Raw genomic sequence first — 22,711 nt, 5'->3', positions numbered from 1 at the left:
CGGACCCGGGTCGTGCAGACGGAACGACGGATGACGTCACCCGACCTCCCGCAACCCGCCGTCGGCATCGATCTCCAGGGTGAGGTCGAGGTCGAGCCGGGCGAGGAAGGCGTCGTCGTGACTCACGACGAGCACCGCCCCGCGGTACGCCCGCAGCGCCTCGACGAGCTGGTCGACCGTGTCGAGGTCGAGGTTGTTCGTCGGCTCGTCGAGGACAACGAGGTGCGGAGCCGGATCCGTGAGGAGTAGCCGGGCCAAGGCGACCCGGAACCTCTCCCCGCCGGAGAGCGCCGACACCGGGCGGTCGGTCGTCCCGCCCCGGATGAGGAACCGGGCGAGCCGGTTGCGGAGCTCCTTCTCCGGGACCTGGGGTGCCGCGGCGGCCACGTTCGCGAACACGGACAGGCCCTCGTCGAGACCGTCCACCCGCTGCGGCAGGTAGCCGATCCGGTCGGTGAGCGCCTCCGCCCGGAGCTCCGGCCGCTCCCGCGCCTCGTCTCCGGAGTCGGGCGCGGCGCCGGAGACCAACCGCTCCAGCAGCGTCGTCTTGCCGGCGCCGTTGCGGCCGATGAGGGCCACGCGCTCCGGACCCTGGATCACCCACGACCGCTCCGGTCCGCCGAGCTCGGCGATCCGCCGGCTCCGCGACACGTCGGGGTCCGGCAGCTCGATCTTCATCGAGGCGTCGGAGCGGACCCGTCGCCCCGCGGCATCGTGTGCCGCGCGGGCCGCGTCCTCCTTCGCGCCGACCTCGGTGCGCAGCCTCCCCGCGGACACCTCGGCGGCCATCTTCCGACCGTGCGCGACGATCTTCGGGACGCGCTTCTCGACCTCGGCCTTCTTGGCGGTCCGGGCCCGATGGGCGAGCTTGACCTCGGCCTCGATCCGCTGCCGCTTCTCCTTGCGGAGCACCTGGGCGGCGGCGACCTCGGCCTGCTTCGCCGCGTCCTGCTCCGCGTCGAGCCACGCGCGCCACTCGGAGTAGGGGCCGCCGAACACGGAGAGGTTCCGTCCGTACAGCTCGGCGGTGTCGTCCATGAGCTCGAGCAGAGCGAGGTCGTGGCTCACGACGATGAGCGTGCCCTTCCAGGACTGCACCATCGCGGCGAGGGCCGCCCTGGCGTCGCGGTCGAGGTTGTTCGTCGGCTCGTCGAGGAGGGTGATGGGAGCCCGGCGCAGCCGGATGCCGGCGATCGCGACGAGCACGGCCTCCCCTCCGGACAGCTCACCGACCGTGCGGTCGAGGAAGGCGGGGGCGAGCCCGGCCTCCGCGAGGGAGGCCTCCGCCCGCGCCTCGATGTCCCAGTCGTCGCCGACCGCGTCGAAGTGCGCGGGGTCGACGTCACCGGCGGTGATGGCCCGCACGGCATCGAGGGCGGCCGTCACCCCGAGGAGGTCGGACACCCGACGGTCCACGTCGAGGGTGAGCTGCTGGGGGAGGAAGGCGACCTCGCCCGAGGTGGTGAGCGTTCCGGAGGTGGGGGCGAGCTCCCCGGCGATCAGCCGGAGCAGCGTGGACTTGCCGGCGCCGTTGCGGCCGACCAGTCCCGTGCGCCCGGCGCCGAAGGCTCCGGACACGCCGTCGAGGGCGACCGTGCCGTCGGGCCAGGTGAGGGAGAGGCGGTCGAGGACGACGGCGGCGTGCGGGGAAGAGGGCTGTGACATGGGGTGTCTCCTGTCGAGTGCGAGGGTGCACTGACACCGAGCCCTTCGGACCGTGGAGTCACGGAAGCGGAGGAGGGCATCTGCCGGGGAGTCGGCGATCGTCGGGTCAGCGCGCGAGAAGAGGGGCGCGGAGGCGACGATTCAGATCAAAGGACTTCCAGACACGGCGGACAGGACGCCACGACGATACCCGGGCGTGTCGCGCCGCGCAACTCCCGGGCGTGTCGCCGCTCCGTCGCGCGGGGGATGCGGGGCCGCGCGACGGCTCGTACCGTGGAGGCATGGCAGATGATCGGAACCCCAGTCCCGACGAAATGCGCGCACGGACGGGCCTCGGCATCGGTCTCGCGGTGGGCATGGCCATCGGTGTCTCGATGGGGATGGCGCTGGGCAACTGGATCCTCGGCATCGGGATCGGTCTCGCGATCGGCGTCGCCCTGTCCGTGGCGTTCCGCGGTTCCGCGGGCGGCAGGGGAGACGCGGCGGAGGGCGATGTCGAAGACCCGGACTCCGCTGACGGCGCTCAGGACGGCCGGGACCCGTCCGCCTGATCCGCGCCGATCCCCTCGACCCAGGTCGTGAGGAACCGGTGCACGTCGCCGAGCTCCTCCTCGGAGATGCTGTGGGTCAGTCCGCTGTAGACGCGACCGGACAGGGACGTGTGCGTGGGGAGCCATTGCGCCGTGTGGGCGATCAGCGGCGCGGGGATGACGTCGTCGTGGGAACCGCGGCCCCAGAACACCGGGGGGCTGACCTCCGCGAGGCACGCATCGCCGGGGAGGGCGTCCGGGGCGGCGTAGCCGCTCAGCGCGACGACCGCGCCGAACCGTTCGGGGGCCAGCCGCAGGGCCTGGAGTGACACCGCGGCGCCCTGGGAGAACCCGAGCAGCGCCACCGACGGCGCGTCCGCCGCGGCGTCGTCGAGCCAGCGCAGGAACGCCTCCGCCGCGAGGGTGACGGCGGCGGAGCTGCGTCCGTCGAGCCCCTCGATCGGGTACCAGGAGCGACCGGGGGTCGGCCACGGCGGGGTCAGTGGTGCGGCGACCGAGGCCACGGCGACGCCGGCGGGGAGATACGGGACGATGCCGAAGAGGTCGTGCTCGTCGGCGCCGTACCCGTGCAGCAGCACGAGCAGCGGGAGCCCGGCGCGGTCGGTGTGCGACCAGCGCGTCGCCGCATCGTCGATCGTCAGGTTCTCGGTCACACCGTCATCCTGCCAGGGCTCGCGCCGGTGCTGCCATCGACGAGGACGGCTGGTAGAAAGGAGGCATGGCGGTGCGCACACCCGATCCGGAGCCGGAGCCCGAAGACGAGGGCCTCGGTTCGTTCCGCGATGCGAACCCGCCGGTGCCGGATGCGAACCCCGGCTGGCTGAGCGACGTCGAGCTGGAAGAGGCCCGGCGCCACCTTCCGATGCTCTACGTCGAGGCGATCCCCGTGCGCACGGACGGCTCCGGTCAGGTCACCGAGATCGGCGTGCTGCTGCGGTCCACCCCGCTCGGCGAGATCACACGCACGATCGTGTCGGGCCGGGTGCGCTTCGGCGAGACGATCCGCGACGCGTTGTTCCGCCACGTCGAGAACGACCTCGGTCCGATGGCCTTCCCGCTCCTGCCGCCGCAGCCGCTGCCGTTCACGGTGGCCGAGTACTTCCCGATCCCGGGGGTGAGCGCGTATCACGACGACCGTCAGCACGCCGTCTCCCTCGCCTTCGTGGTGCCCGTGACCGGGACGTGCGAGCCGCGCCAGGACGCCCTCGAGGTGACGTGGTTCTCCCCGGAGGCCGCCGCCTCCGACGCCGTCGCCGCCGAGATGGAGGGCGGCCGCGGCACCCTCATCCGCCACGCGCTCGCCAGCCTCGGCCTCCTCCGCTGACGCGCGTTCTTCTCCCCGAGGCCCCGGGTTCGCGTCGAGACCCCGGCTACGCCGCGCGCTGAAGGCGGGGTCTCGGCGAGAACCGGGGGCCTCGGCGGAAGATGAAAGCTTGTCTTCGGAGCGGGGGAACCGGTATTCATGACGGAGGTGATCTGCTCAGAACGCCCTGATCCGCGCGGTCGATGACCGCGTCCGTCCCGAAGGATGCCCATGGCGTTCGCCGCTCCGCTCCGCCGTCTCCGTGCGCTGGCCGTCACGGTCGCCGCCGCCCTCCTCGCCTCCGGTCTGGTCTTCGTCGCGACACCCGCGACCGCGGCCACGACCGCGCTCGACCCGGCCTTCCCCGGCGTCGCGGAAGCGCTCCCCACCGCGGTCGCCGCGGCTGCGGACGTCGCCGCGTCTCCCGGCCAGGCCGACCCCGAGAGCACCGCCACCGTCTCCGGTCGCGTCACGTTCCCGACCGGCGTCGACGTCTCGCGGGGCCGCACCTTCGTCGCGGCCTACGCTCCCGGCGCCGGCGTCCCCGTCGCGGCCGCTGCCGTCACCGACGGCTCGTACTCCCTGCGCGTGCCGCAGGGCGACGTCGTCCTCGGTGTGGTGTCCGAGGGGCGCGCCGTCTTCGACCAGGGCGGTCCGCAGAGCGGCGAGGTCCTGGCGGTCGGGACCGAGGGCGTCGTCCGCGACGTGCAGCTCGAGCGCTCGGCCCTGATCTCCGGAAGCGTGACCGCGCCGAAGGGGACCGATATCACCGGGCAGCGCGTCGTCGTCGCCGTCTACCCGGTCTCGGGGGCGGGGACCGTGGTGGGTGCCGCCGTCCCCGTGACCGACGCCGGCACCTTCGCCGTCGGCGGACTGCCCGCGGGCGCATATCGCGTGGCCTTCGTCTCGGGAGCTGCGGGAGCGGTCTCGGAGTGGTGGGACGATGCTCCTCGTTTCGAGAAGGCGCGGACCATCACGCTCGCCGCCGGGGCCACGCAGTCCGGAGTCGTCGCCGCGCTCGAGCCGCTGCACCGGATGGAGACGTCCGTTCCCACGATCAACGGGACGGCGACGGTCGGGCAGACGCTCCGTGCGGCGCCGGGGGCGTGGACGTCGGGCGCCGCGCTCGGATACCAGTGGTACGCGAACGGCGTCGCGATCTCGAAGGCCACGGCATCGTCGCTCACCCTCACCACCGCGCACGCGGGAGCCCGCATCACCGTGCGCGTGACCGGGAAGAAGGCGGCCTTCGCGTCGGCGACCGTCGCGTCGGCGGCGACGTCGGCCGTGCTGCGCGTGCTGACCGCGCCGACGCCCACGATCACCGGCACCGCCACGGTCGGACAGACGCTCAAGGTCAAGACCGGGACGTGGACGGCGGGGACGCGGTTGACCTACCAGTGGTACGTCGACGGCGTGGCCGTCGCCCGAGCGACCGGGACCTCCTTCAAGATCCCGTCCTCCGCGGCGCTGAAGCCGGTGACGGTCGTCGTGTCAGGGACCAAGTCGGGGTACGCCGCAGCATCGAAGCGCTCGAAGCCGACGGCCGCCGTCAAGGGGATCCTCTCCGCGCCGACGCCCCGGATCACCGGCTCCGCGATCGTGGGCTCCCGTCTCACGGCGGTCGCGTCGACGTGGACCGGCGGCACGCGCCTGAGCTACCAGTGGTACCTGAATGGTCGCGCGATCGCGCGGGCGACCGGCTCCACGCTGGTCGTCACGGCGGCCATGGTGAAGTCGAGGATCACGGTCAAGGTCACCGGGACGAAGAGCGGCTACGTCACGGCCGCGCGCACCTCCGCGCAGACCGCCGCCGTGACGTATCCCGCCCGCACCACGCCGGTCTCCACGTGGAACTGCCCCGCCTGGGCTCCCATCAAGGGCAACGCGCAGTCGATGATCTACCACGTGCGGAGCGGGGCGTACTACGCGAAGACCAAGCCCGAGGTGTGCTTCTCCACGGAGAGCGCCGCCGTCAAGGCCGGTTACCGCAAGTCGAAGCGGTAGCCGTCCCTCTGCCGAGACCCCGGCTTCCCGCCCACACCCCGGCGTCGACCCACGGATACCCCGGGGTCTCGACGCGAACCCGGGGTCTCGGCGATCAGGGGGCGGGGCGGGGTCAGGGGCGGGTGAGGCGGGCGAGGGCGTCGACGAAGGCGTCGACGTCGGACTCCTCGGTGTCGAAGCCGCACATCCAGCGCACCTCGCGGCGGGCGGCGTCCCAGTCGTAGAAGCGGAACACGTCGCGGAGCTGATCGGCGACGCCCTCGGGCAGGGTCGCGAACACGCCGTTCGCCTGCGTCGGCTGCGTGAACTCCACCCCGACGATCGATCCGTCGGCGAGGCCGTCCTCGATCCGCGCGCGGAGCCGGGCCGCCATGGCATTGGCGTGCCGGGCGTTCCGCAGCCACAGGTCGCCGTCGAGCAGGGCGATGAGCTGCGCCGAGACGAAGCGCATCTTCGACGAGAGCTGCATGTTGAACTTGCGCGCGTAGTTGAGGCCCACGGCGGCGTCCGGGTTCAGCACGACGATGGCCTCGCCGAGCATGGCGCCGTTCTTCGTGCCGCCGAAGGTCAGCACGTCCACCCCGGCGTCGGTCGTGAACGCCCGCAGCGGCAGATCGAGGGCGGCGGCCGCGTTCGACAGGCGCGCACCGTCGACGTGCAGCTTCATGCCGCGCGCGTGGACGTGATCCGCGATCGTGCGGATCTCCTCCGCGGTGTACAGAGTGCCGAGCTCGGTGGACTGCGTGATCGACACCACGAGCGGCTGCGCGCGGTGCTCGTCGCCCCAGCCCCACGCCTCGCGGTCGATGAGCTCGGGGGTGAGCTTGCCGTCGTCGGTGGGGACGGTGAGGAGCTTGAAGCCGCCGATCTTCTCCGGCGCTCCGCCCTCGTCGACGTTGATGTGCGCGGTCGAGGCCGCGATCACGGCACCCCAGCGCGGCAGCATCGACTGCAGACCGGTGACGTTCGCCCCGGTGCCGTTGAACACGGGGTACGCAGCGGCGGTGTCACCGAAGTGCGCCTGGAACACCTCCTGCAGGCGGGCGGTGTAGGCGTCCTCGCCGTAGGCCACCTGATGGCCCCCGTTCGCGGCCGCGAGGGCCGCCAGGACCTCGGGGTGGATGCCGGAGTAGTTGTCACTGGCGAAGCCCCGGATGGCGGGGTCGTGCGGGATGCTCACCGGACAAGCCTAATCGCCTTCCCCTACCGGATGTCCGAGGCCCGCTCTACCCTCGAACCCATGGAACGCAGCGCGGCGAAGACAGCTTTCGCGAACGTCCTCGTCAACACGTTGATCGCCAACGTCACGACGAGCTTCCTGTGGTTCGCCCTCACCTTCTGGGTCTACATCGAGACCCGGTCGGTGCTGGCCACGGGCATCATCGGCGGTGCCTACATGCTGTTCGTCGCGTTCTTCGCGATGGTGTTCGGCACCATCGTCGACCGTCATCGCAAGCACCGCGTCATGCTCCTGTCGAGCGTCATCTCGGCGGCGGCGTTCCTCGTCGCGGGCGTCCTCTACCTGTGGCAGCCCGAGGCGTCCCTGCTCGACCTCGGCGGGCCGTGGTTCTGGCTGTTCTCCGGCGTCATCCTGTTCGGCGGGGTGATCGAGCAGCTCCGCAACATCGCGCTGTCCACCACGGTGACGCTGCTGGTGCCGGAGGAGAAGCGCGCCAACGCCAACGGTCTCGTCGGCACGGTGCAGGGGCTCGCCTTCCTCGTCACGAGCGTCTTCTCCGGCCTCTCCATCGGCTTCCTCGGCATGGGGTGGACTCTGGGGATCGCGGTCGTGGCGATGGCCCTCACCTTCGCGCACCTGCTGTTCATCCGGATCCCGGAGTCCGAGCCCGAGGTCGACCCGGAGGCGAAGAGCGCCGTCGACTTCCGCGGCAGCGTCCAGGCGATCCGCCAAGCTCCCGGACTGTTCGCGCTCATCGTCTTCTCGACCTTCAACAACCTCATCGGCGGCGTCTACATGGCGCTCATGGATCCGTACGGGCTCACGCTTTTCGACGCGCAGATGTGGGGGTTCGCCCTGGCCTTCGCGTCGACCGGATTCCTGATCGGCGGGGGACTGGTGGCCAAGTTCGGCCTCGGCAGGAAGCCCGTGCGCACGATGCTGCTCATCGTGATCGCGATGGGACTCCTCGGGGCGATCTTCATGCTGCGCGAATGGTGGCCGCTGTACGTCCTCGGCATGTGGGTGTACATGGCGCTCGTGCCGCCCGTCGAGGCCGCGGAGCAGACCGTGATCCAGAAGGTCGTCCCGTTCGCGCGCCAGGGACGGGTGTTCGGCACCGCGGCGGCGATGGAGGCAGCGGCGGCCCCGATCACCGCGTTCCTCATCGCCCCGATCGCCGAGTTCCTCGTGATCCCGTACATGGACAGCGCGCAGGGGCAGCGGCAGTGGGGGTGGCTCCTCGGCGAAGGTGAGGCGCGCGGCATCGCGCTCATCTGCCTCTTCGCGGGTCTGATCATGGTGGTCGCCGCGACCCTGGCCTTCTTCACCCGGTCGTATCGCACGCTCACCGAGCTGTACGCGACCGCCCCGGATTCAGCTCCCGACGAGGCTCCCGAGCAGGCCGCCGACGGTGCACACGAAGCGACCGGCGAACCGGACACGTTCCGCGACGCCCCGCCGATCGTCCCCGGCATACCGCCCGAGTCCCGGTGACGATCCGAGCCCCGGTGGCGGTCCGAGGAGCGGGGCTCAGCCCAGATCGAGCACCCGGTCGTTGAGATCTGCGGCGTCGGTGTCCCAGAGCCCGACGAGACGCGCCGCGAGAGCCTCGGGATCGAGGGCCTTGGCGCGGAACACGACGGCAGCGGTCCGCAGCGGTTCGTCGGCCTCGCGCGCCGCCTTGGCGTACCCCTGAGCGACGGCGCGGGTCCACGCTTCGCTCGCCGCCTTGACCGCTGCATAGTTCGCTCCGCCGGCGAGGGGGCGTGCGACGGCGGTCGACGACACGATCGCGAATCGTCCGGCGGCGGAGGCGCGGAGGGGGCCGTCGAAGGCGCGGCTCGTCGCCCGCACCGCCTCCAGCGCCGGCAGCAGCGCCGCGAAGTCGTCGTCGGTCTGCCCGGCGAGTCCGCCGCCGCCCCGCCAGCCGCCCACGAGGGGCACGACCGCATCGACCGTGTCGAGCCGATCGGCGAGCGTCGTCATCTCGGCGAAGGATGTCGCATCGGCGACCGCGGTCTCCGCCCCCGCCTCGGCCAGCGGACGCAGCCGCTCGGCCGTGCGGCCGGTGGCGATCACCCGGGCACCGGCATCGCGCAGTGCTCGCGTCGCCGCGAGTCCCGCCGCGCTCGTGGCCCCCGCCAGCACGACCACGCGGCCCCGTGCTCCCTGGCTCGTCGGCGTCGTCATGCGGTGTCCTCTCGGTCGGAGATACCTCTGCGGCCGGACCCGGGATCCGGGTCTCCGGCCGCAGAGGGGGTGCGCCCCAGCGTCACAACGGAGCGGTGCGGATCAGTCGTCCGTACCGCGGATGCCGACCGTCGACTCGATGACCGGCTTCATCTTCTTGTCGAGGGTCTCGAAGAACATCGACAACGGGAACTCGTCGTCCAGGACCGCGTCGGTGTAGCCCTTCGGGGCCCCGGCGAGGATCTCGTCCGACAGGCCGCGCGCCCACTGTGAGGCAGGATGCGGGGTCAGCGTGCCGCGGACCAGCTCGTACGCGGCGAGCCAGTGCGCGACCTTGGGGCGGTCGATCGAGTGCCAGTACAGGTCGTCGATCGCGTCCCCGAGGGCCACCACGGCGTCCGGCACGTTCTCCCAGTCGAAGGCGAGCGCCGTGTCGGTCCAGCGCAGCACGCCGCGCTGGTGCAGCCACGCGAACAGGAGCTGACCGCCGACCGCGTCGTAGTTGCGCACGCGCGTGCCGGTGATGGCGAAGCGGAAGATGCGGTCGAAGATCACGGCGTACTGCACGAGGTGCGCGTACTCGTGCATCTCCCGCTCGGTCTCCGTGAGCTCCTCGCCCGCGGCGACCCGGGCATCCAGCGCTCGCTCGATCTTCACCGACTCGCGGAACGCCGTCATGTCGCAGCGCATCTCCTCCAGCGAGTAGAGGAAGAACGGCATCCGCTGCTTGATCATGAACGGGTCGAACGGCAGGTCTCCGCGCATGTGGGTGCGGTCGTGGATGATGTCCCACATCACGAAGGTCTTCTCGGCGACCTCCTGATCCTCCAGCATCGCCGCCGCACGCTCGGGGAGGTCGAGGTTGGTGATCTCCGAGGCCGCACGGACCACGCGGCGGTAACGGGCGGCCTCACGGTCCTGGAAGATCGCGCCCCAGGTGAAGGTCGGGATCTCGCGCATAGCGACGGTCTCCGGGAAGAGCACCGCGGAATTCGTGTCGTAGCCGGGCGTGAAGTCCACGAGGCGCAGCGAGACGAAGAGCTTGTTGCCGTAGTCGCCCGCCTCGAGTGCGGCGATGAACTCCGGCCAGATGGTCTCGACGATGAGCGCCTCGACCAGGCGGTCGCTGGAGCCGTTCTGCGTGTACATCGGGAAGACCACGAGGTGGCGGATCCCGTCGATGCGGTGTTGCTGCGGCTGGAACGCCACGAGCGAGTCGAGGAAGTCGGGCACGCCGAAGCCCTCGGACGCCCAGCGCTCGAAGTCGGCGACGGAGGCGGCGAGGTAGTCCGCGTCGTGCGGGAAGGCGGGCGCGAGTGCCCGGATCGCGGCGGTGATCTGCCCGACGAGGGCGGTCGCCTGGTCCTGGGTCGCTGAGCTCGTCGAAGCGCCAGGGATCGAGCCGTCCTTGATCTGCAGCTCACGGATGGCGATCGCGGCCTGCTTGAGCTGTGCCCAGGCGGCGGAGTTCTCCGCGATCGACGCATCCTCGACGACCTCGGGTTCGCCGACGACGGCCTGAACAGCGGAACTGTTGGCGGAAACGAGGGACATCGGAACCTCCGATCGCAGTGAAAAACGGAAAGATTCCGGTGATAACGGAATCCTGACGATAATCTTACAGCCATGGATGATTCTGTCGACCGTGCGATCCTGGCGACCATCTCCCGCGACGGGCGGGCGACGCTGTCGCAGCTCTCCGACGCCGTCGGGCTGTCGGTGTCGGCGGTGCAGTCCCGGCTGCGGCGGCTCGAGACCCGCGGCGTCATCACCGGCTACCGCGCGATCCTCGATCCCGAGCAGGCGGGCACTCCGTTGTCCGCCTTCATCGAGATCACCCCGCTCGATCCGGCCCAGCCCGACAACGCCCCCGAGCTTTTGGAGCACCTCGACGCGATCGAGGCCTGCCACTCCATCGCCGGCGACGCGAGCTACATGCTCTTCGTCCGGGTGCCGACGCCGCGCGACCTGGAGCAGCTCGTCCGCGACGTCCGGCTCGCGGCGAACGTGAGCACCCGCACGACCGTGGTCCTGCAGACCTACTACGAGCACCGGCCCATCATCCCGGTCTCGACCACCGAGTAGGGCGGCGTCAGAGCAGCGCGCCGACGAGCGCCTCGCCCAAGGGGGTGCGCACGTGCTGCATGCGGGAGCCCTCCCGCTCGCTCACCACGAGTCCGGCGTCCCGCAGCACGGTGAGATGGTGTGACGCCGTCGACAGCGCGAGCCCCGCATCGGCGGCCACCTCCGAGGTCGTGCGGGGCGTCCCCGCGGTGAGGAGGATGCCGGCGCGCGCCGGGCCGAGCAGGGCGCCCAGGGCGGCCACGGTCTCGGTGGTGTCCCGTGCCCACCCCGCGGTCACGCCACGGGCGGGATAGAACAGCGTCGGCTGCGCCGGCGGCTCGGTGAGCACCAGGCAGCCCCAGGACGAGAGGACGGAGGGCACCAGCACCAGACCGCTGCCGCGGCAGTCCACGTCCTCGCTGTGGCGGCGGAGCGAGACCCGCACCGCGCCCGCGCCCCACGAGACCTGGGGATGGAGGGCTCCGGCCATCCCGGCGATGCCGGTCGTCGCGATCGCCCGGGCGCGAACGGCGATGTCGGCCCGGAGGAGGCGCTCCAGCTGAGGCCAGGCCGGTGCCAACGCGGCCTCCCAGACCTCCTCCCAGGCATCGGCGATCATCGCACGGGCGCGCGCCGGCCGGGCGGACAGGTCGCGCAGGGCCTGACGCTGTGCACCCGTCGAGCGCTGGATCCGCTTGCCGAGGTCGACCCGCAGCGGGTCGAGTGCCGCCTTCCGCAGTGCGGTGAGTTCCGCCTCGGGGGTCAGGTCGCCGCGCGGCGTGCTGGTGAGGAAGTCCGGGAGGTAGCCGTCGTCGCCGATCACCGTCGCCAGGAGCGCGAAGGCGTCGCGAGGCAGCCCCTCCCGCGCGGTGCGGAGCCACCCCCACTGCAGGGGGTGCGCCGCCGGGCGGAGGAGCACGCGCACCGCATGCGCCAGTTCGTGCCCGGGGGAGATGCCGAACCGCACCGCCTGGATGTCGCCGGCACTCAGGTGGAACTCGACCCGGTGATCCGGGTGGTCGACGCCCTCGACCGGCGCGGAGTTTCGATCCACGTCGAAACTCTAGGAGGTGCGACGCCTGCTGTCGACACTGGGGTCATGACCGAGATCCACGTTCCTCCCCTCGTCCCGAGCGGTGCGATCCGCATCGGCACAGGGCGCAGCCGCCGATTCGTCGGCGCCGACCACGGAGCCGCCGTCTCCTACTTCTTCGTCGAGAACCAGCCCGGAGAAGGGCCGGGGCTGCACTGGCACCCCTACTCTGAGACCTGGATCGTGCTCGAGGGCACGGTGCGGATCCGGATCGGCGACGACGTCCTCGTCGCGCGAGCCGGAGACACCGCCACCGCGCCCGCCTTCACGCCGCACGGCTTCACCAACGCGGGGACCGGACTCCTCCGGATCCTGTGCATCCACGCGTCCGACACGATCATCCAGACGTTCCTCGACGAGGACTGAGAGCGGAGACCACCATGTCCTTCCAGGCGTACCTCGACAAGGTCGAGACCCAGACCGGCCTCACGCCGCGGCAGTTCATCGCCCTCGCGCAGGAGCAGGGGTTCGACGAGAGCACGAAGTCCACCGTCGTCCTGAACTGGCTCAAGCAGGAGTACGGCCTCGGCCACGGCCACGCGCAGGCGATGGTCCACGTCATCCTCAAGGGGCCGAAGATCAGCGACAAGCACGTCGGCACGACCGGGGCGCACGCCGACAAGACCGACGAGCTCTGGCTCGACGGCAAGGACAGCAACCCGCACCGCTGAGTTCGCCGCCTCGCCGCGACGACTAGGATTCCGTGGGTGGCAGCATCCTCCCAGCGCAAGAAGAAGTCCGGTCGGCGCACCCCGCCGCGCACCAGCGGCAACCCGGCCAAGCGGCCGGTCGTCGAGGCGGGTCCCGTGACGATCGGCGACTGGATCGGCGCGGCTCGTCTGCGCACGCTGCCTCTGGCGATCGCCCCCGTCGTCATCGGCACGGGAGCCGCGCGCAGCACCGGGCCGGAGTTCCACTGGGTGATCGCGCTCGCGTGCCTCGCCGTCGCGGTCCTGCTGCAGATCGGCGTGAACTTCACCAACGACTACAGCGACGGGATCCGCGGCACCGACGCCCATCGGGTCGGCCCGGCGCGGCTCACGGCCTCCGGGCGGGTGAAGCCGCGCACGGTGCTCGTCGTCGGACTCGTGTTCTTCGCGCTGGCCGCGGCGGTCGGTATCGCGATCGTCGTGCGGAGCGGGCAGTGGTGGATGCTCGCCGTGGGTGCGGCCTGCATCGTCGCCGCCTGGTTCTACACCGGGGGCAAGAGGCCCTACGGGTACTACGGCCTCGGCGAGGTCTTCGTCTTCGTGTTCTTCGGGCTCGTCGCCACTCTCGGCACCACCTGGGTGCAGGTCTTCATGCTCCCGCAGCAGGCCTGGCTGGGAGCGATCGCCGCCGGACTGTTCGCCTGCGCCGTGCTGCTGGCCAACAACCTCCGCGACATCGATCAGGACCGCGAGGTCGGCAAACGCACGCTGACGGTCCTCATCGGCCGCCGCGCCACACAGGTCCTCTTCACGCTCTTCGTGCTCGTGCCGTTCGGCATCGCCGTGTTCCTCGCGTTGCTGTTCCCGATCGCCTGGATCTCGCTGCTCGCCCTTCTCGCCGGCCTCCCCGCGATCGTGATCGTCTGGACCTACCGGCAGCCGCGGGAGCTGGTCATCGCCCTCGCCCTGACGTCGCTCACCTCGCTGCTCTACGCCGGCGCCCTGTTCTGGGCCTTCGTCGGCTGACCTGCTCGCCGTCTCCCGCGCCTCGCCGGGCACAGGGACCGAGATGCCGGTCGAACCTATGGTTTAGCCGAGAGTTTTGAGACCCGGTCCAACAATCGGACCTGCCTCGGATCTTCGAAGCTGTGTACGGCGGGCCTGCGTCAGGGGCGGTCGTCGGAGGCGCCGTCGACGAGCTCGTCTTCGGCCGCGGCGTCGGCCTGCCGGCCGGAGACCCTGCCCTGCCGACGCTCATGCAGGCGGGCGGACGCGTCGGAGAGCGGGGTGCGGAGGAACAGCATCGAGATGCTCGCGCCGATGAGGGCCGCGAAGATCGCCGCCAGCCACCAGAACTCGCGGAAGATCGGGAAGAAGAACCACAGGATGGCCAGCGGGACGAGGAACGCCAGCAGGCGCAGCACGGTGTAGACGAGGAGGGGGGCGGGCTTCTTCACCCGTTCAGTCTACGTTCGCCGCTCCGTGCTCCCGCTGTGACGCCGGAGTCCGAGGCTCGCGAACGGGATGGCCCGCACCACGCGCCGCCACGGGTGTTCCCCCAGGGTCCACAGCAGCTCGTCATCCGGGTCGAGGGCCAGATCCTCGCAGCCGACCGGCAGAGCCACCGGGTGTCGGGTGAGGGCCTGGCGAGGCCCCGACCACAGCACCCCGGGGCGCAGGTGGTCGGACTGCGACACGAAGTAGCGGTCGCCCCACCGCACGGCCCCCTGCATGTGCCGGATGCCGGGAGTGAACCGCTCGTGTTCGACGAAGCCGTCGTCGGTGCCGCCGGGGATCGTGAACTCGCCGATAGCCCCGGTCTCCTGACCCCGGTACTCGCCGATGAGCACGCGGGGGAGCGGCGTCCCGTCCGCGTCGAACACGCGACCGAGGAAGGAGCACCGCAGCGCCACCGGGTGGCGACGGGTCCGCACCGCGACGACCGTCGTCCGCCGGTCCCGGCGGCTCGTGCCGCCGCGGATCCGCTGCGCCTCCGTGCCGTGCACGCGCCGGAGCGCACCCAGGTCGAACTCCCAGATGCCCTGCCCTGTCGCCGCCGCGAACAGGCGGTCGCCGAACCAGGCGAGACCGCCCGCATGGATGGGCGCGGGCTGCAGGACGCCGTCGTCGTCGGCGACCGCCAACACGATGTCGATGCGGCGGGCGCGCGCTCGATCCACGAGGACGACCCGCGAGGCGAGGTGGCGACCGGTGCGATCCTGGCGGAACCAGCTCACCGCGAGGGCGCGCCGTCCGCGGCGCTCGCCGACGTCGATGCCCTGGGGGTACCAGCGCTGCGTCCACGAGCGGGCGGTGAGCCAGCGCAGCTCGATGCCGCCCCGCCGGCGGCGCCGACGCATCGGGCGCCACATCGTGTTCCACGGCCACCGCATCCGTCCATCGTCGCCGATCCGGAGACCGCATGCGAATTCTCACGGATTGACCTAGGTCGATTCGCACGATCGAACAGACAGTTGTATCGTGTTACGTGTTGAGTGCTGATCTTCATGGAGTCGCGCTCGACGACTCCTCGCGGTCCGCTGGTGGGGGCCAGTACCGCCGCGAGGTGGCCGTCGCCTCACGGTGGCGGTTCACCGGATGCTCGCATCCGGCAGTGCAACGCACTGGGGGTGTGGCTCGTTCGGGTGCGGGCCACACCTCAGCGTCCGCCCTCCTTGACGCCGCCTGTGTCGTGCTCAGATCGTGCGCCAGTCGTGGCTCTCGATCGCCGCACCCGCCTGGGGCCCCATCTGGAGCATGCCGCCGTCGATCACGACCGAGGCGCCGGAGATGTACGCGGCCTCGGGCGACGCGAGGAACGTGATCAGGGCGGCGACCTCGCGGGCATCGCCCGGGCGGCCGAGCGGAATGCCGGGACGGTCCTCGGCGTGCGGGTCGGTGTCGGTCTGCCCGGTCATCGGGGTCGCGATCTCGCCCGGGGCGACGCTCACCGCGCTGATCCCGTACCGGCCGAGCTCGAGCGCGAGGTTCTTCATGAGGCCGCCGAGGCCGTGCTTGGCGGTGTCGTACGCGCTCGCCCCCACCATCGGCTGGTGCTCGTGCACGCTGGTCACGGAGATGAGCCGCCCCCCGCGCCCCGCGGCGACCATCGACCGGGCCGCCCGCTGCAGGCAGACGAACGCGCCGGTGAGGTCGGTGTCGAGCACGCGGTTCCACTCCTCGAGCGTGACGTCGAGGAACGGGGTCTGGAGTCCGGCACCCGCGTTGTTGACGAACACGTCGACGCCCCCGAGCTCAGCGATCAGCCCGTCGATCACGTCGCCGCAGGCGGGGATGTCGGAGACGTCGAGCTGCGTCACCACCGCGCGGGCGCCGTGGCTGCGCACCTCGTCCGCGGTCTCCTGGGCGCCGGCCTCATCGCGGTGCCAGGTGATGCCGACGTCGATACCCGCCGCGGCGAGGGCGACGGCGGTGGCGCGGCCGATCCCGGAGTCGGCACCGGTCACGATCGCGCGGCGGGCCTCGGCCTCCAGCCGCGCCTGCGGGTCACCGGCCTCCGCCATCGGCGTCGGGGTCTTGTCGTTGTGCTGAGATTCGGACATGTCGGCCTCCTGCTCGGGCGTCATCGGTGCGAGCGACGGTACGGCGGCGGCGCGGTGCGGTCGAACCGGTTGACGACACGCGGCAGCGACGCTAGCCGTCTCCGTCATCCGGCGACTCATGGTGTTATCCCAGGCAACGGTCCTGGCGGGGAGGATCACGGCCGGGTAACGTCATCCCCATCGCGGCGATCCGGGCGGTCCCGGGCCCCGGCTCATATCCGGAGGCGTTGCGGGTTCGACTCCCGCCGTCGCGTCCACTCGGTCCCATGCTTGGCCGCTCATCCCGGATGATGGAGGCATGCCTTCCGCCCCTCGCCCCGGACTCCGGGTCTCCGCGGGTCTGACGATCCCGGAGGCCGAGCTGTCCTGGCGGTTCTCCCGATCGTCGGGGCCTGGCGGTCAGGGCGTGAACACCACGGACTCCCGGGTCGAGCTGGTGTGGGATGCGGCGCATTCGGGGGCCCTGTCGCCGACGCAGCGCGAGCGGATCCTGGAGCGGCTCCGCGGACGGCTGGTCGACGGCGTGCTGACGATCGCCGCGTCCGAGCACCGCGCACAGTTGCGCAATCGGGAAGCAGCCAGGGAACGGCTCGCCGCGCTCGTCGCGGAGGCGATACGTCCGCCGGCGCCGGCCCGACGGGCGACGAAGCCGAGTCGGGGATCGAAGGAGCGGCGGCTGACGGCGAAGCACCGCCGCACCGACGTCAAGAGCCTGCGGCGGCGCCCCCGCGAGGACTGACGTCCGGACCCGTCTGTGCGCTCCGCGAGCCGGTGAGCTGCTCCTCGATCGGGGCCCAGCCGTGTTCGAGGAGCGCGGAGCCGGCGTCGAGCACCGCCTGCTGGTCGTCGCTCTCGGTGACGAGGATCTGCATCTGCAGGACGAACCGCGCGTACACCCGGACCTCGGGAGTGGGGGTCGGGATGCCGAGCTCGTCGGCGATGGCCGCGGCGAGCGCGTCCTCATGGCGCAGCCACATCTTCGACGCGTAGTCGCGGAGCGCCGGGGTCTCGTTGAGGAAGCGCAGGAAGACGCGGGCCACGTCGTCGCCGTGCTCGTCGAGGTTGGCGCCGACCTCGGCGGCGTAGAAGTCGTGGATGGCCCGGTTGATCGTCACGCCGGTCGGCCGGTCGCGCACCGCCGAGACGAGGCGATCGCGCTGCTCGTCGTCCTCGTCGAAGACGAGCGCCTCCTTCTGCGGGAAGTGGGCGAACACGGTGGTGGGGGAGACATCGGCGGCGTCCGCGACCTCGCGGATGCTCACGTTGTCGAATCCGCGCTCCAGGAACATCCGGGTGGCCACGTCGGAGATGTTCTTGCGGGTCGCGGCCTTCTTGCGCTCGCGGCGGCCCGGGGGTGGGGGCGTCGTCATGCGGCCACCTTATCGCGCATCCGAACCAAAACTGTATTGACACCAAAACTGGTGTCGCTACACTTTCGGTATGACTTCACCTCATCTCCCCGTTCGCGGCGCCGGCCGCGCCTGGGTCATGCTCGTCGTCCTGACGATGCTCACGGTCATCGGCATGACCGTCGTCCTTCCTGTGCTTCCGTTCGTCGTACTGCAGTACGTCGCGCACGAACAGGACCTCGCCCTCTGGGTCGGCGTGCTGGAAGCGGTCAACGGGCTGTGCGCCTTCCTCGCCGCACCGCTCCTGGGGCGGCTCTCCGACCGGTTCGGACGACGACCCGTCATCATCGTCGCGGCGTTCGGCGCGGCCTTCTCGATGGCGCTGTTCGGCGTGGGCGGGGCGATCTGGGTGCTCGTGCTCGCCCGTGTCATCCAGGGGCTGACGGCCGGAGACCTCCCCGCGCTGTTCGCCTACCTGGCCGACATCACGCCGCCCGAGAAGCGCGCGCAGCGCTTCGGCCTCCTCGGCGCGCTGACCGGCATCGGCACCATGATCGGCCCCGCCATCGGCGGTCTGCTCGCCGCGATCGACCTGCGCCTGCCCGTGTTCCTCACCGCTGCGGTCGGGCTCACGATCGCAGTCCTCAGCATCTTCCTGCTGCCGGAGAGCCTGCGGCCGGAGAACCGCATCGCCCGGATCGCTCTCCGCGACGTCCAGCCGTTCGGGGTGTTCCGTACCGCGTTCGGTCGGCCCGAGCTCCGCGGGCTGATGATCGCGTTCGCACTGCTCGCGCTGCCGTTCGGATTCTTCGTGAACAACTTCAGCGTGCTCGCCCTCGACGCCATCCAGTGGGGACCGACGCAGATCGGCCTGCTCACGGCAGGCGTGGGCATCATCGACATCCTCATCCAGGGCGTGCTGCTCGGCATCCTGCTGCCGCGGATGGGGGAGCGCGGCGTGATCGTCAGCGCCATCACCGCGCAGGCGGTCGGTCTCGCCGGCCTCGCGGTCGTGGCCTCGCTGCTCGCCCAGCCGTGGCTCTTCATCGTCGGGGCGCTCCTGCTCGCCGCCGGTCAGGGCGCGGCGCAGGCTGCGATGGACGGGGCGATGTCCAACGCCGTCGGCGACGACGAGCAGGGCTGGCTCGGAGGGGCCACGCAGTCCCTCAACGCCGCGATGGGCACGATCGCCCCGTTGATCGCGGCCGCCCTCTACACCGCGGTCAGCCATGCCGCGCCGTACTGGCTGGGCGTCGGGATCATGGTCGTCGCCGCACTGGTCGTCGCGCGGGCGCACATCGCGAACACGGCGAAGCGTGAGCCGCAGGCGCAGGAGGCCGTCGAGGTGGCCGAAGCGCGGCTCTGAGCAGAAGGACCCGGAGCGGCGTCGAGGGTCCGCGGGGGTCAGCGCTCCCCGCGGACGAGCTCCACCCCCGCCCCGGCGAACTGCCGCAGCGTGGCATCGGGGAGGAAGGCCCGGGTGAGGGCTCCGCCGATACGGGTGAGGTCGCTCTCGTCGCGGAAGAGGAGGTAGAGGGTCTCGTAGCGGGGGTGGAACTTCTCCTTGAAGCGGTGCAGCGAACGGAAGCCGTAGACGGGCTCGAGCGCGTCGGCCAGGCGCTCGCTCAGCGCGGCGATCACGCCCGCGTCCGGCGGGTAGTCGTGGGCGAGCGGAGCGCCGGAGAGCGACATGATCTGGGCGCCCTCCTCCGAGAACTGCTGGGCGGAGGCGCCGATCAGGTACTCCATCACCGGTCCGAAACCGCCCTCGCGGCGTCGCATGAGGTCGAGGGTCCAGCCGCGCACCACCCCGCCCTCCCCGTACACGGGCAGCCAGGAGAGGAAGCCGTCGACGTCGCCGTTCGGAGCGATCGCGAGCGCGAGGCGGACCTCGGGGTCCTCCGCCTCCTCCAGGGTCCCGAGCGTGAACCGCATCTCCGGAAGGTCCTTGTCGCCGACCCACGCCTCCGAGATCGCGCGGAGCTGCTGCCGCAGGCCCCAGGTCTCCGCGGCGAGGTGGGTGAGCCGGAAGGTCATCTGCTCCCGCCCCGCCCGGTTGAGGGAGGTGCGCACCGGTTGCCAGCGCTTGCCGGTGAAGGTGAGACCCGGGAGGTCGACGATCGTGTCGTCCGCCACCACCAGGCTGCGCCAGGTCTCCGGGACCGCCTCTCTCGTCGCCTCGTCCGCACTGAAGAAGCACGGCACGAGTCCGGCGTCCTCGGCCGTGCGGATGAAGTCGCGCACCGCCGCCGCACGGAACTCCGCCGGCCCGATCGGGTCGGCGAGGGCCAGGGCGACGCCGTTGCGGCGCTGATAGGCCACGATCCCGCCGTCCACGCGGGCGTAGCCGTTGCCCTCCCAGGTCGTCATCCAGGACAGGGTGCCCCCGCCGTGCGCCCGCAGTTCGCGCCGGAGTTCGTCTGCGGTCGGGGCGGGCTGCCGGCCCAGAGCCGTCGTGCGCCGTGCGCGGAACGCCCGCCGCACCGCGACGAGATACACGAGCACGAGAGCCCAGAGCACGCCCGTGGCAAGCGTGAGCTCGGTCTCCGCGTCGATCACCATCTCGAGCTGTGCTTCGCTCGTGAGGATGATGAGGACCAGCACGAGGGTGGCGGCCAGCACGTTGAGAGGTCCGAGGATGACGGCGACGACCCACGCCCAGCGGCGACCGCGCCGCAGGCCGTTCGCGATGACCAGGATCACCGCGACGTCGATCGCCGTGTCGATGAATCCGCCCGATGCCGGGTCCGTGGGGCCGAACGGGCCATCGGTCGGCACGAGGACCGTGATGATCTCGATGGCCACGAGCGTGAGCACGGCCATCACGGCGATCAGCCGCTGCTCCCGGACCGTCGTGCGCCGCACGCGCAGGCTCCGGTCGACGAAGAGGATGAGCAGCACCGCGAACAGATGCTCCAGGTCGGCCAGCTTTCCCCAGAACATCATCGCGACGAACACGAATCCGAGGAGCACCAGCCACGCGCGCACCCGCCACGGCGGACGGAAGAGCCCGACGGCGGCGGCGATGCACGCCATGGTGCCGCCGGACGCGCCGACGTCGAGGGCCTGCGCCTGGGTCTGCGCCCACGCCCACGGCAGCTGCGACACCAGCAGCAGGAACAGAGCCGTCGCGAAGATCGCGAAGAGCTGTCCGACCGTGAAGTAGGCGAGGGCGACCCGGGTGCCGCGGCGGTGCTCCAGGTAGCCCATACCCCAGAACCCGGCGATGGTGAAGAGGTACACCCAGGGCTGGTTGACGAAGAACGTCCCCGTGACCGGCGTCCACCACTTGCCCTCAGCCAGGCTCGGCAGCCCGTAGGCGACGGCGGGGAAGAGGGCCGAGTCCTCGAACGGCCGCCACAGCCCCTGCCAGACCACGCCTGTGAGCAGCACGAGACCGATCATCGTCAGCGTCGCCGGCGTGGTCCGCAGGGCCCCGAACAGGAGGCGGGCCGACGAGGGGCGCTCCGAGGTCATGCGCTCAGCGTAGAGGTGGGGCCGCCGCTGGGCGACCCCACCGACCGGATCACTCGGCGACGGCCGCGGCGATCGCCTCCTCCAGGTCGTTCCACTCGACGAGCTCGACCTTCTCGCCGTCGACGAAGAAGGTCGGGGTGCTGCTCACGCCCAGCCGCTCGCCGTCGCGCTTGTCCTGCTGCACACGGGCGAGGGTCGCCGGATCGGCGACCGCGGCGTCGTACGCGGCCAGGTCGAGCCCGAGCTCCTCGGCGAACGCGCGGAACACCTCCGGCGTCTCCGTCGACTGCTCGCCCCACTGCGCCTGGGTCTCGAACAGGCGGTGGAACATGTCCTCGTAGCGGCCCTGCTGCGCGGCGGCTTCGGCGGCCAGCGCGGCCTGGGTCGAGTTCACGTGCCCGGGCAGGGGGAAGTACCGGGTGACGTACCGGATGTCGCCGTCGTAGGTGGCGCGCAACTCCTCCACGATCGGGTAGAACGCGCCGCAGGCCTCGCACTCGAAGTCGAGGAACTCGACGACCGTGACGGCGTCGGGGCCGCCCTCGTCGAGCACGTGGGAGTCGGTGCGGACGGTCGGCAGCTTCTCGCCGGCCTCGGGATCGGGCTGCGCGGGCTGCTGGCTGAGGGCATAGACGATGCCGACGACGAGCAGCACGACGGCGACGGCGACGGCGATGAGGGTCGCCTTGACGGGGGTCTTCATGGGGTCTCCAAACACGGGTGATACGACGAGGGGTGCCGCGGAGGCGGCCGGAGCCGGCGTCGGATCAGGTGCGGGAGATGGAGAGCTGGATGAGCGAGACCGCGGGCAGGAACGGGCGGGGGCCGGCGCGGAGGGGAGCGGTCGCCAGCGGGAGGAGGCCGCGGAGACGGATCCCGCTGCGCGTGCGCAGATGACGGAAGAGGAGGACGAGGGCGACGCAGCAGAGGGCGGCCATCGCGCACGCCGCCGCGTCGGCGGCCGGATCCGCGGGAGCGGGCTCGGCGACCGGTCCTGCGGTCCCTGCGGTGTCGGAGGCCTGCGAGACGCCCGGGGCGAGGCACAGGGTCGCGTGCGCCTCCGCCGTCCCGTGCGAGGTCGACCATGCGCCGACGACGAGCAGGAGCGCGAGGCCGACGGCGATGACGATCCGGCTCCGCAGGACCCGCTCGGCGCGCGCTCGCGGCGTCGGGACGGGGGCGAGGGGCGGCATGTCCCGCGCAGTCTAGCAACGGACGCTTTGCCCGCCCCGGGCCCGTCCGACCCCGACATGCCTACACTGGAGGGGTGGCGAGACTACTGATCGTCGGCGGCTTCCTCGCCGCCGTGTTCTGGGTGTACAGCATCGTCGACTGTGCCGTGCAGCCGGCGACGCGGCACCGGGGCGTGCCCAAGGCCGCCTGGGTCGCCATCGTCGTCCTCATCCCCGTCATCGGCGGGATCCTCTGGTTCGTCATCGGCCGTCGCCGGGCGAACGACCAGGGCGTGCCGCGCACCGTCGCTCCCGACGACGACCCCGCGTTCCTCCGCAGCATCAGCAAGGCGGAGCAGGACGCCCGCATCCGTCGTCTCGAGGAGGAGCTCGCGCGGCTCGACGAGGAGACCGACGAGCCGCCCGCCGCGGATCCGCGCCCGTGAC

At 71.5% G+C, this 22,711-nt stretch carries 24 protein-coding genes and 1 tRNA gene; 12 read left to right on the top strand and 13 right to left on the bottom strand.

Annotated elements, in window-relative coordinates; genetic code table 11:
- Positions 1 to 36: 36 nt before the first annotated feature.
- Positions 37 to 1,665, bottom strand: a complete 1,629-nt coding sequence (locus tag IZR02_RS13430; protein WP_062765352.1) for an ABC-F family ATP-binding cassette domain-containing protein — start codon at positions 1,663 to 1,665, stop codon at positions 37 to 39.
- Between the two features lie 281 nt (positions 1,666 to 1,946).
- On the opposite strand from IZR02_RS13430, the gene IZR02_RS13425 reads away from it, so the two are divergent.
- Positions 1,947 to 2,216, top strand: a complete 270-nt coding sequence (locus IZR02_RS13425) for a hypothetical protein (protein WP_126893276.1) — start codon at positions 1,947 to 1,949, stop codon at positions 2,214 to 2,216.
- On the opposite strand, the gene IZR02_RS13420 is transcribed toward IZR02_RS13425, so the two are convergent.
- Positions 2,189 to 2,869 (bottom strand): alpha/beta hydrolase, encoded by a 681-nt coding sequence (locus IZR02_RS13420; protein WP_062765346.1) that lies wholly within the window; start codon positions 2,867 to 2,869, stop codon positions 2,189 to 2,191. The genes IZR02_RS13425 and IZR02_RS13420 overlap by 28 nt on opposite strands.
- A 65-nt stretch (positions 2,870 to 2,934) precedes the next feature.
- Here IZR02_RS13420 and IZR02_RS13415 point away from each other — a divergent pair, with 65 nt between their 5' ends.
- Together IZR02_RS13415 and IZR02_RS13410 are read left to right on the top strand one after the other, a co-directional pair.
- Positions 2,935 to 3,540, top strand: coding sequence for a DUF4916 domain-containing protein (locus tag IZR02_RS13415; protein ID WP_025102462.1), 606 nt, complete (start codon positions 2,935 to 2,937; stop codon positions 3,538 to 3,540).
- Between the two features lie 210 nt (positions 3,541 to 3,750).
- On the top strand, positions 3,751 to 5,526 hold the full coding sequence (locus tag IZR02_RS13410) for a sunset domain-containing protein (protein WP_062765343.1): 1,776 nt from the start codon (positions 3,751 to 3,753) through the stop codon (positions 5,524 to 5,526).
- Positions 5,527 to 5,638: 112 nt separating this feature from the next.
- Here IZR02_RS13410 and IZR02_RS13405 read toward each other — a convergent pair whose 3' ends face one another.
- The gene (locus IZR02_RS13405) at positions 5,639 to 6,706 is read right to left on the bottom strand and encodes a threonine aldolase family protein (protein ID WP_025102460.1); all 1,068 of its coding nucleotides are present in this window, start codon (positions 6,704 to 6,706) and stop codon (positions 5,639 to 5,641) included.
- 60 nt (positions 6,707 to 6,766) lie between these two features.
- Here IZR02_RS13405 and IZR02_RS13400 point away from each other — a divergent pair, with 60 nt between their 5' ends.
- Positions 6,767 to 8,200 carry an MFS transporter gene (locus IZR02_RS13400; RefSeq protein ID WP_062765337.1) on the top strand — a complete coding sequence of 478 codons (1,434 nt, stop codon included), beginning with the start codon at positions 6,767 to 6,769 and terminating at the stop codon, positions 8,198 to 8,200.
- A gap of 36 nt (positions 8,201 to 8,236) precedes the next feature.
- Here the strand turns inward: IZR02_RS13400 and IZR02_RS13395 are convergent, their stop codons facing one another.
- Entirely contained in the window at positions 8,237 to 8,896 is a 660-nt protein-coding gene (locus IZR02_RS13395; RefSeq protein ID WP_217316521.1) for an SDR family NAD(P)-dependent oxidoreductase, read from the bottom strand.
- 102 nt (positions 8,897 to 8,998) lie between these two features.
- Entirely contained in the window at positions 8,999 to 10,450 is a 1,452-nt protein-coding gene (locus tag IZR02_RS13390; RefSeq protein ID WP_062765325.1) for a DUF6421 family protein, read from the bottom strand.
- Positions 10,451 to 10,522: 72 nt separating this feature from the next.
- On the opposite strand from IZR02_RS13390, the gene IZR02_RS13385 reads away from it, so the two are divergent.
- Positions 10,523 to 10,981, top strand: a complete 459-nt coding sequence (locus IZR02_RS13385; protein WP_062765321.1) for an Lrp/AsnC family transcriptional regulator — start codon at positions 10,523 to 10,525, stop codon at positions 10,979 to 10,981.
- 7 nt (positions 10,982 to 10,988) lie between these two features.
- On the opposite strand, the gene IZR02_RS13380 is transcribed toward IZR02_RS13385, so the two are convergent.
- Positions 10,989 to 12,014 carry an ArsR/SmtB family transcription factor gene (locus IZR02_RS13380; protein ID WP_062765317.1) on the bottom strand — a complete coding sequence of 342 codons (1,026 nt, stop codon included), beginning with the start codon at positions 12,012 to 12,014 and terminating at the stop codon, positions 10,989 to 10,991.
- A 45-nt stretch (positions 12,015 to 12,059) separates the two neighbouring features.
- On the opposite strand from IZR02_RS13380, the gene IZR02_RS13375 reads away from it, so the two are divergent.
- The 3 genes from IZR02_RS13375 to IZR02_RS13365 are packed head-to-tail and all read left to right on the top strand — an operon-like array spanning position 12,060 to position 13,729.
- A complete protein-coding gene (locus IZR02_RS13375) occupies positions 12,060 to 12,419 on the top strand; it encodes a cupin domain-containing protein (RefSeq protein ID WP_060922392.1) in 360 nt (119 codons plus the stop codon).
- Between the two features lie 14 nt (positions 12,420 to 12,433).
- Positions 12,434 to 12,724 carry a DUF4287 domain-containing protein gene (locus IZR02_RS13370; RefSeq protein ID WP_062765313.1) on the top strand — a complete coding sequence of 97 codons (291 nt, stop codon included), beginning with the start codon at positions 12,434 to 12,436 and terminating at the stop codon, positions 12,722 to 12,724.
- 36 nt (positions 12,725 to 12,760) lie between these two features.
- The gene (locus tag IZR02_RS13365) at positions 12,761 to 13,729 is read left to right on the top strand and encodes a 1,4-dihydroxy-2-naphthoate polyprenyltransferase (protein ID WP_062765309.1); all 969 of its coding nucleotides are present in this window, start codon (positions 12,761 to 12,763) and stop codon (positions 13,727 to 13,729) included.
- A 140-nt stretch (positions 13,730 to 13,869) separates the two neighbouring features.
- Here IZR02_RS13365 and IZR02_RS13360 read toward each other — a convergent pair whose 3' ends face one another.
- The 3 genes from IZR02_RS13360 to IZR02_RS13350 form a co-directional block, all read right to left on the bottom strand.
- The gene (locus IZR02_RS13360) at positions 13,870 to 14,160 is read right to left on the bottom strand and encodes a DUF4229 domain-containing protein (protein ID WP_062765306.1); all 291 of its coding nucleotides are present in this window, start codon (positions 14,158 to 14,160) and stop codon (positions 13,870 to 13,872) included.
- A 9-nt stretch (positions 14,161 to 14,169) separates the two neighbouring features.
- A complete protein-coding gene (locus IZR02_RS13355; protein WP_062765303.1) occupies positions 14,170 to 15,096 on the bottom strand; it encodes a hypothetical protein in 927 nt (308 codons plus the stop codon).
- Positions 15,097 to 15,399: 303 nt separating this feature from the next.
- The gene (locus tag IZR02_RS13350; RefSeq protein WP_062766973.1) at positions 15,400 to 16,227 is read right to left on the bottom strand and encodes an SDR family oxidoreductase; all 828 of its coding nucleotides are present in this window, start codon (positions 16,225 to 16,227) and stop codon (positions 15,400 to 15,402) included.
- A 220-nt stretch (positions 16,228 to 16,447) separates the two neighbouring features.
- Between IZR02_RS13350 and IZR02_RS13345 the strand changes: the two genes are divergently transcribed.
- Positions 16,448 to 16,523 (top strand) — tRNA-Met (locus IZR02_RS13345).
- 41 nt (positions 16,524 to 16,564) lie between these two features.
- Complete coding sequence (gene arfB / locus IZR02_RS13340; protein WP_217316520.1) at positions 16,565 to 17,005, top strand: alternative ribosome rescue aminoacyl-tRNA hydrolase ArfB; 441 nt, start codon at positions 16,565 to 16,567, stop codon at positions 17,003 to 17,005.
- On the opposite strand, the gene IZR02_RS13335 is transcribed toward arfB, so the two are convergent.
- Positions 16,971 to 17,636, bottom strand: a complete 666-nt coding sequence (locus tag IZR02_RS13335; RefSeq protein WP_062765296.1) for a TetR/AcrR family transcriptional regulator — start codon at positions 17,634 to 17,636, stop codon at positions 16,971 to 16,973. The genes arfB and IZR02_RS13335 overlap by 35 nt on opposite strands.
- Positions 17,637 to 17,706: 70 nt before the next feature.
- Between IZR02_RS13335 and IZR02_RS13330 the strand changes: the two genes are divergently transcribed.
- Positions 17,707 to 18,981 (top strand): MFS transporter, encoded by a 1,275-nt coding sequence (locus IZR02_RS13330; protein WP_254385366.1) that lies wholly within the window; start codon positions 17,707 to 17,709, stop codon positions 18,979 to 18,981.
- A gap of 38 nt (positions 18,982 to 19,019) precedes the next feature.
- Here the strand turns inward: IZR02_RS13330 and IZR02_RS13325 are convergent, their stop codons facing one another.
- The 3 genes from IZR02_RS13325 to IZR02_RS13315 form a co-directional block, all read right to left on the bottom strand.
- Positions 19,020 to 21,092 (bottom strand): bifunctional lysylphosphatidylglycerol flippase/synthetase MprF, encoded by a 2,073-nt coding sequence (locus IZR02_RS13325; protein WP_217316519.1) that lies wholly within the window; start codon positions 21,090 to 21,092, stop codon positions 19,020 to 19,022.
- A 49-nt stretch (positions 21,093 to 21,141) separates the two neighbouring features.
- Positions 21,142 to 21,795, bottom strand: coding sequence for a DsbA family protein (locus IZR02_RS13320; RefSeq protein WP_217316518.1), 654 nt, complete (start codon positions 21,793 to 21,795; stop codon positions 21,142 to 21,144).
- 64 nt (positions 21,796 to 21,859) lie between these two features.
- Positions 21,860 to 22,285 (bottom strand): hypothetical protein, encoded by a 426-nt coding sequence (locus tag IZR02_RS13315; RefSeq protein ID WP_062765283.1) that lies wholly within the window; start codon positions 22,283 to 22,285, stop codon positions 21,860 to 21,862.
- Between the two features lie 74 nt (positions 22,286 to 22,359).
- Here IZR02_RS13315 and IZR02_RS13310 point away from each other — a divergent pair, with 74 nt between their 5' ends.
- The gene (locus tag IZR02_RS13310; protein WP_025102432.1) at positions 22,360 to 22,710 is read left to right on the top strand and encodes a PLD nuclease N-terminal domain-containing protein; all 351 of its coding nucleotides are present in this window, start codon (positions 22,360 to 22,362) and stop codon (positions 22,708 to 22,710) included.
- Position 22,711 lies beyond the last annotated feature (1 nt).

Source organism: Microbacterium paraoxydans (assembly GCF_019056515.1).
Taxonomy (GTDB): domain Bacteria; phylum Actinomycetota; class Actinomycetes; order Actinomycetales; family Microbacteriaceae; genus Microbacterium.
The sequence above is the reverse complement of the archived record's forward strand: the minus strand, read 5'-3'. Positions and strand labels throughout refer to the sequence as shown.

What these genes read in the sequence shown, in the direction of transcription:
- IZR02_RS13430 (WP_062765352.1), bottom strand. Translation starts at nt 1,665, where the DNA reads ATGTCACAGCCCTCTTCCCCGCACGCCGCCGTCGTCCTCGACCGCCTC.
- IZR02_RS13425 (WP_126893276.1), top strand. Translation starts at nt 1,947, where the DNA reads ATGGCAGATGATCGGAACCCCAGTCCCGACGAAATGCGCGCACGGACG.
- IZR02_RS13415 (WP_025102462.1), top strand. Translation starts at nt 2,935, where the DNA reads ATGGCGGTGCGCACACCCGATCCGGAGCCGGAGCCCGAAGACGAGGGC.
- IZR02_RS13410 (WP_062765343.1), top strand. Translation starts at nt 3,751, where the DNA reads ATGGCGTTCGCCGCTCCGCTCCGCCGTCTCCGTGCGCTGGCCGTCACG.
- IZR02_RS13400 (WP_062765337.1), top strand. Translation starts at nt 6,767, where the DNA reads ATGGAACGCAGCGCGGCGAAGACAGCTTTCGCGAACGTCCTCGTCAAC.
- IZR02_RS13395 (WP_217316521.1), bottom strand. Translation starts at nt 8,896, where the DNA reads ATGACGACGCCGACGAGCCAGGGAGCACGGGGCCGCGTGGTCGTGCTG.
- IZR02_RS13390 (WP_062765325.1), bottom strand. Translation starts at nt 10,450, where the DNA reads ATGTCCCTCGTTTCCGCCAACAGTTCCGCTGTTCAGGCCGTCGTCGGC.
- IZR02_RS13385 (WP_062765321.1), top strand. Translation starts at nt 10,523, where the DNA reads ATGGATGATTCTGTCGACCGTGCGATCCTGGCGACCATCTCCCGCGAC.
- IZR02_RS13375 (WP_060922392.1), top strand. Translation starts at nt 12,060, where the DNA reads ATGACCGAGATCCACGTTCCTCCCCTCGTCCCGAGCGGTGCGATCCGC.
- IZR02_RS13370 (WP_062765313.1), top strand. Translation starts at nt 12,434, where the DNA reads ATGTCCTTCCAGGCGTACCTCGACAAGGTCGAGACCCAGACCGGCCTC.
- IZR02_RS13355 (WP_062765303.1), bottom strand. Translation starts at nt 15,096, where the DNA reads ATGCGGTGGCCGTGGAACACGATGTGGCGCCCGATGCGTCGGCGCCGC.
- IZR02_RS13350 (WP_062766973.1), bottom strand. Translation starts at nt 16,227, where the DNA reads ATGGCGGAGGCCGGTGACCCGCAGGCGCGGCTGGAGGCCGAGGCCCGC.
- arfB (WP_217316520.1), top strand. Translation starts at nt 16,565, where the DNA reads ATGCCTTCCGCCCCTCGCCCCGGACTCCGGGTCTCCGCGGGTCTGACG.
- IZR02_RS13335 (WP_062765296.1), bottom strand. Translation starts at nt 17,636, where the DNA reads ATGACGACGCCCCCACCCCCGGGCCGCCGCGAGCGCAAGAAGGCCGCG.
- IZR02_RS13330 (WP_254385366.1), top strand. Translation starts at nt 17,707, where the DNA reads ATGACTTCACCTCATCTCCCCGTTCGCGGCGCCGGCCGCGCCTGGGTC.
- IZR02_RS13325 (WP_217316519.1), bottom strand. Translation starts at nt 21,092, where the DNA reads ATGACCTCGGAGCGCCCCTCGTCGGCCCGCCTCCTGTTCGGGGCCCTG.
- IZR02_RS13320 (WP_217316518.1), bottom strand. Translation starts at nt 21,795, where the DNA reads ATGAAGACCCCCGTCAAGGCGACCCTCATCGCCGTCGCCGTCGCCGTC.
- IZR02_RS13315 (WP_062765283.1), bottom strand. Translation starts at nt 22,285, where the DNA reads ATGCCGCCCCTCGCCCCCGTCCCGACGCCGCGAGCGCGCGCCGAGCGG.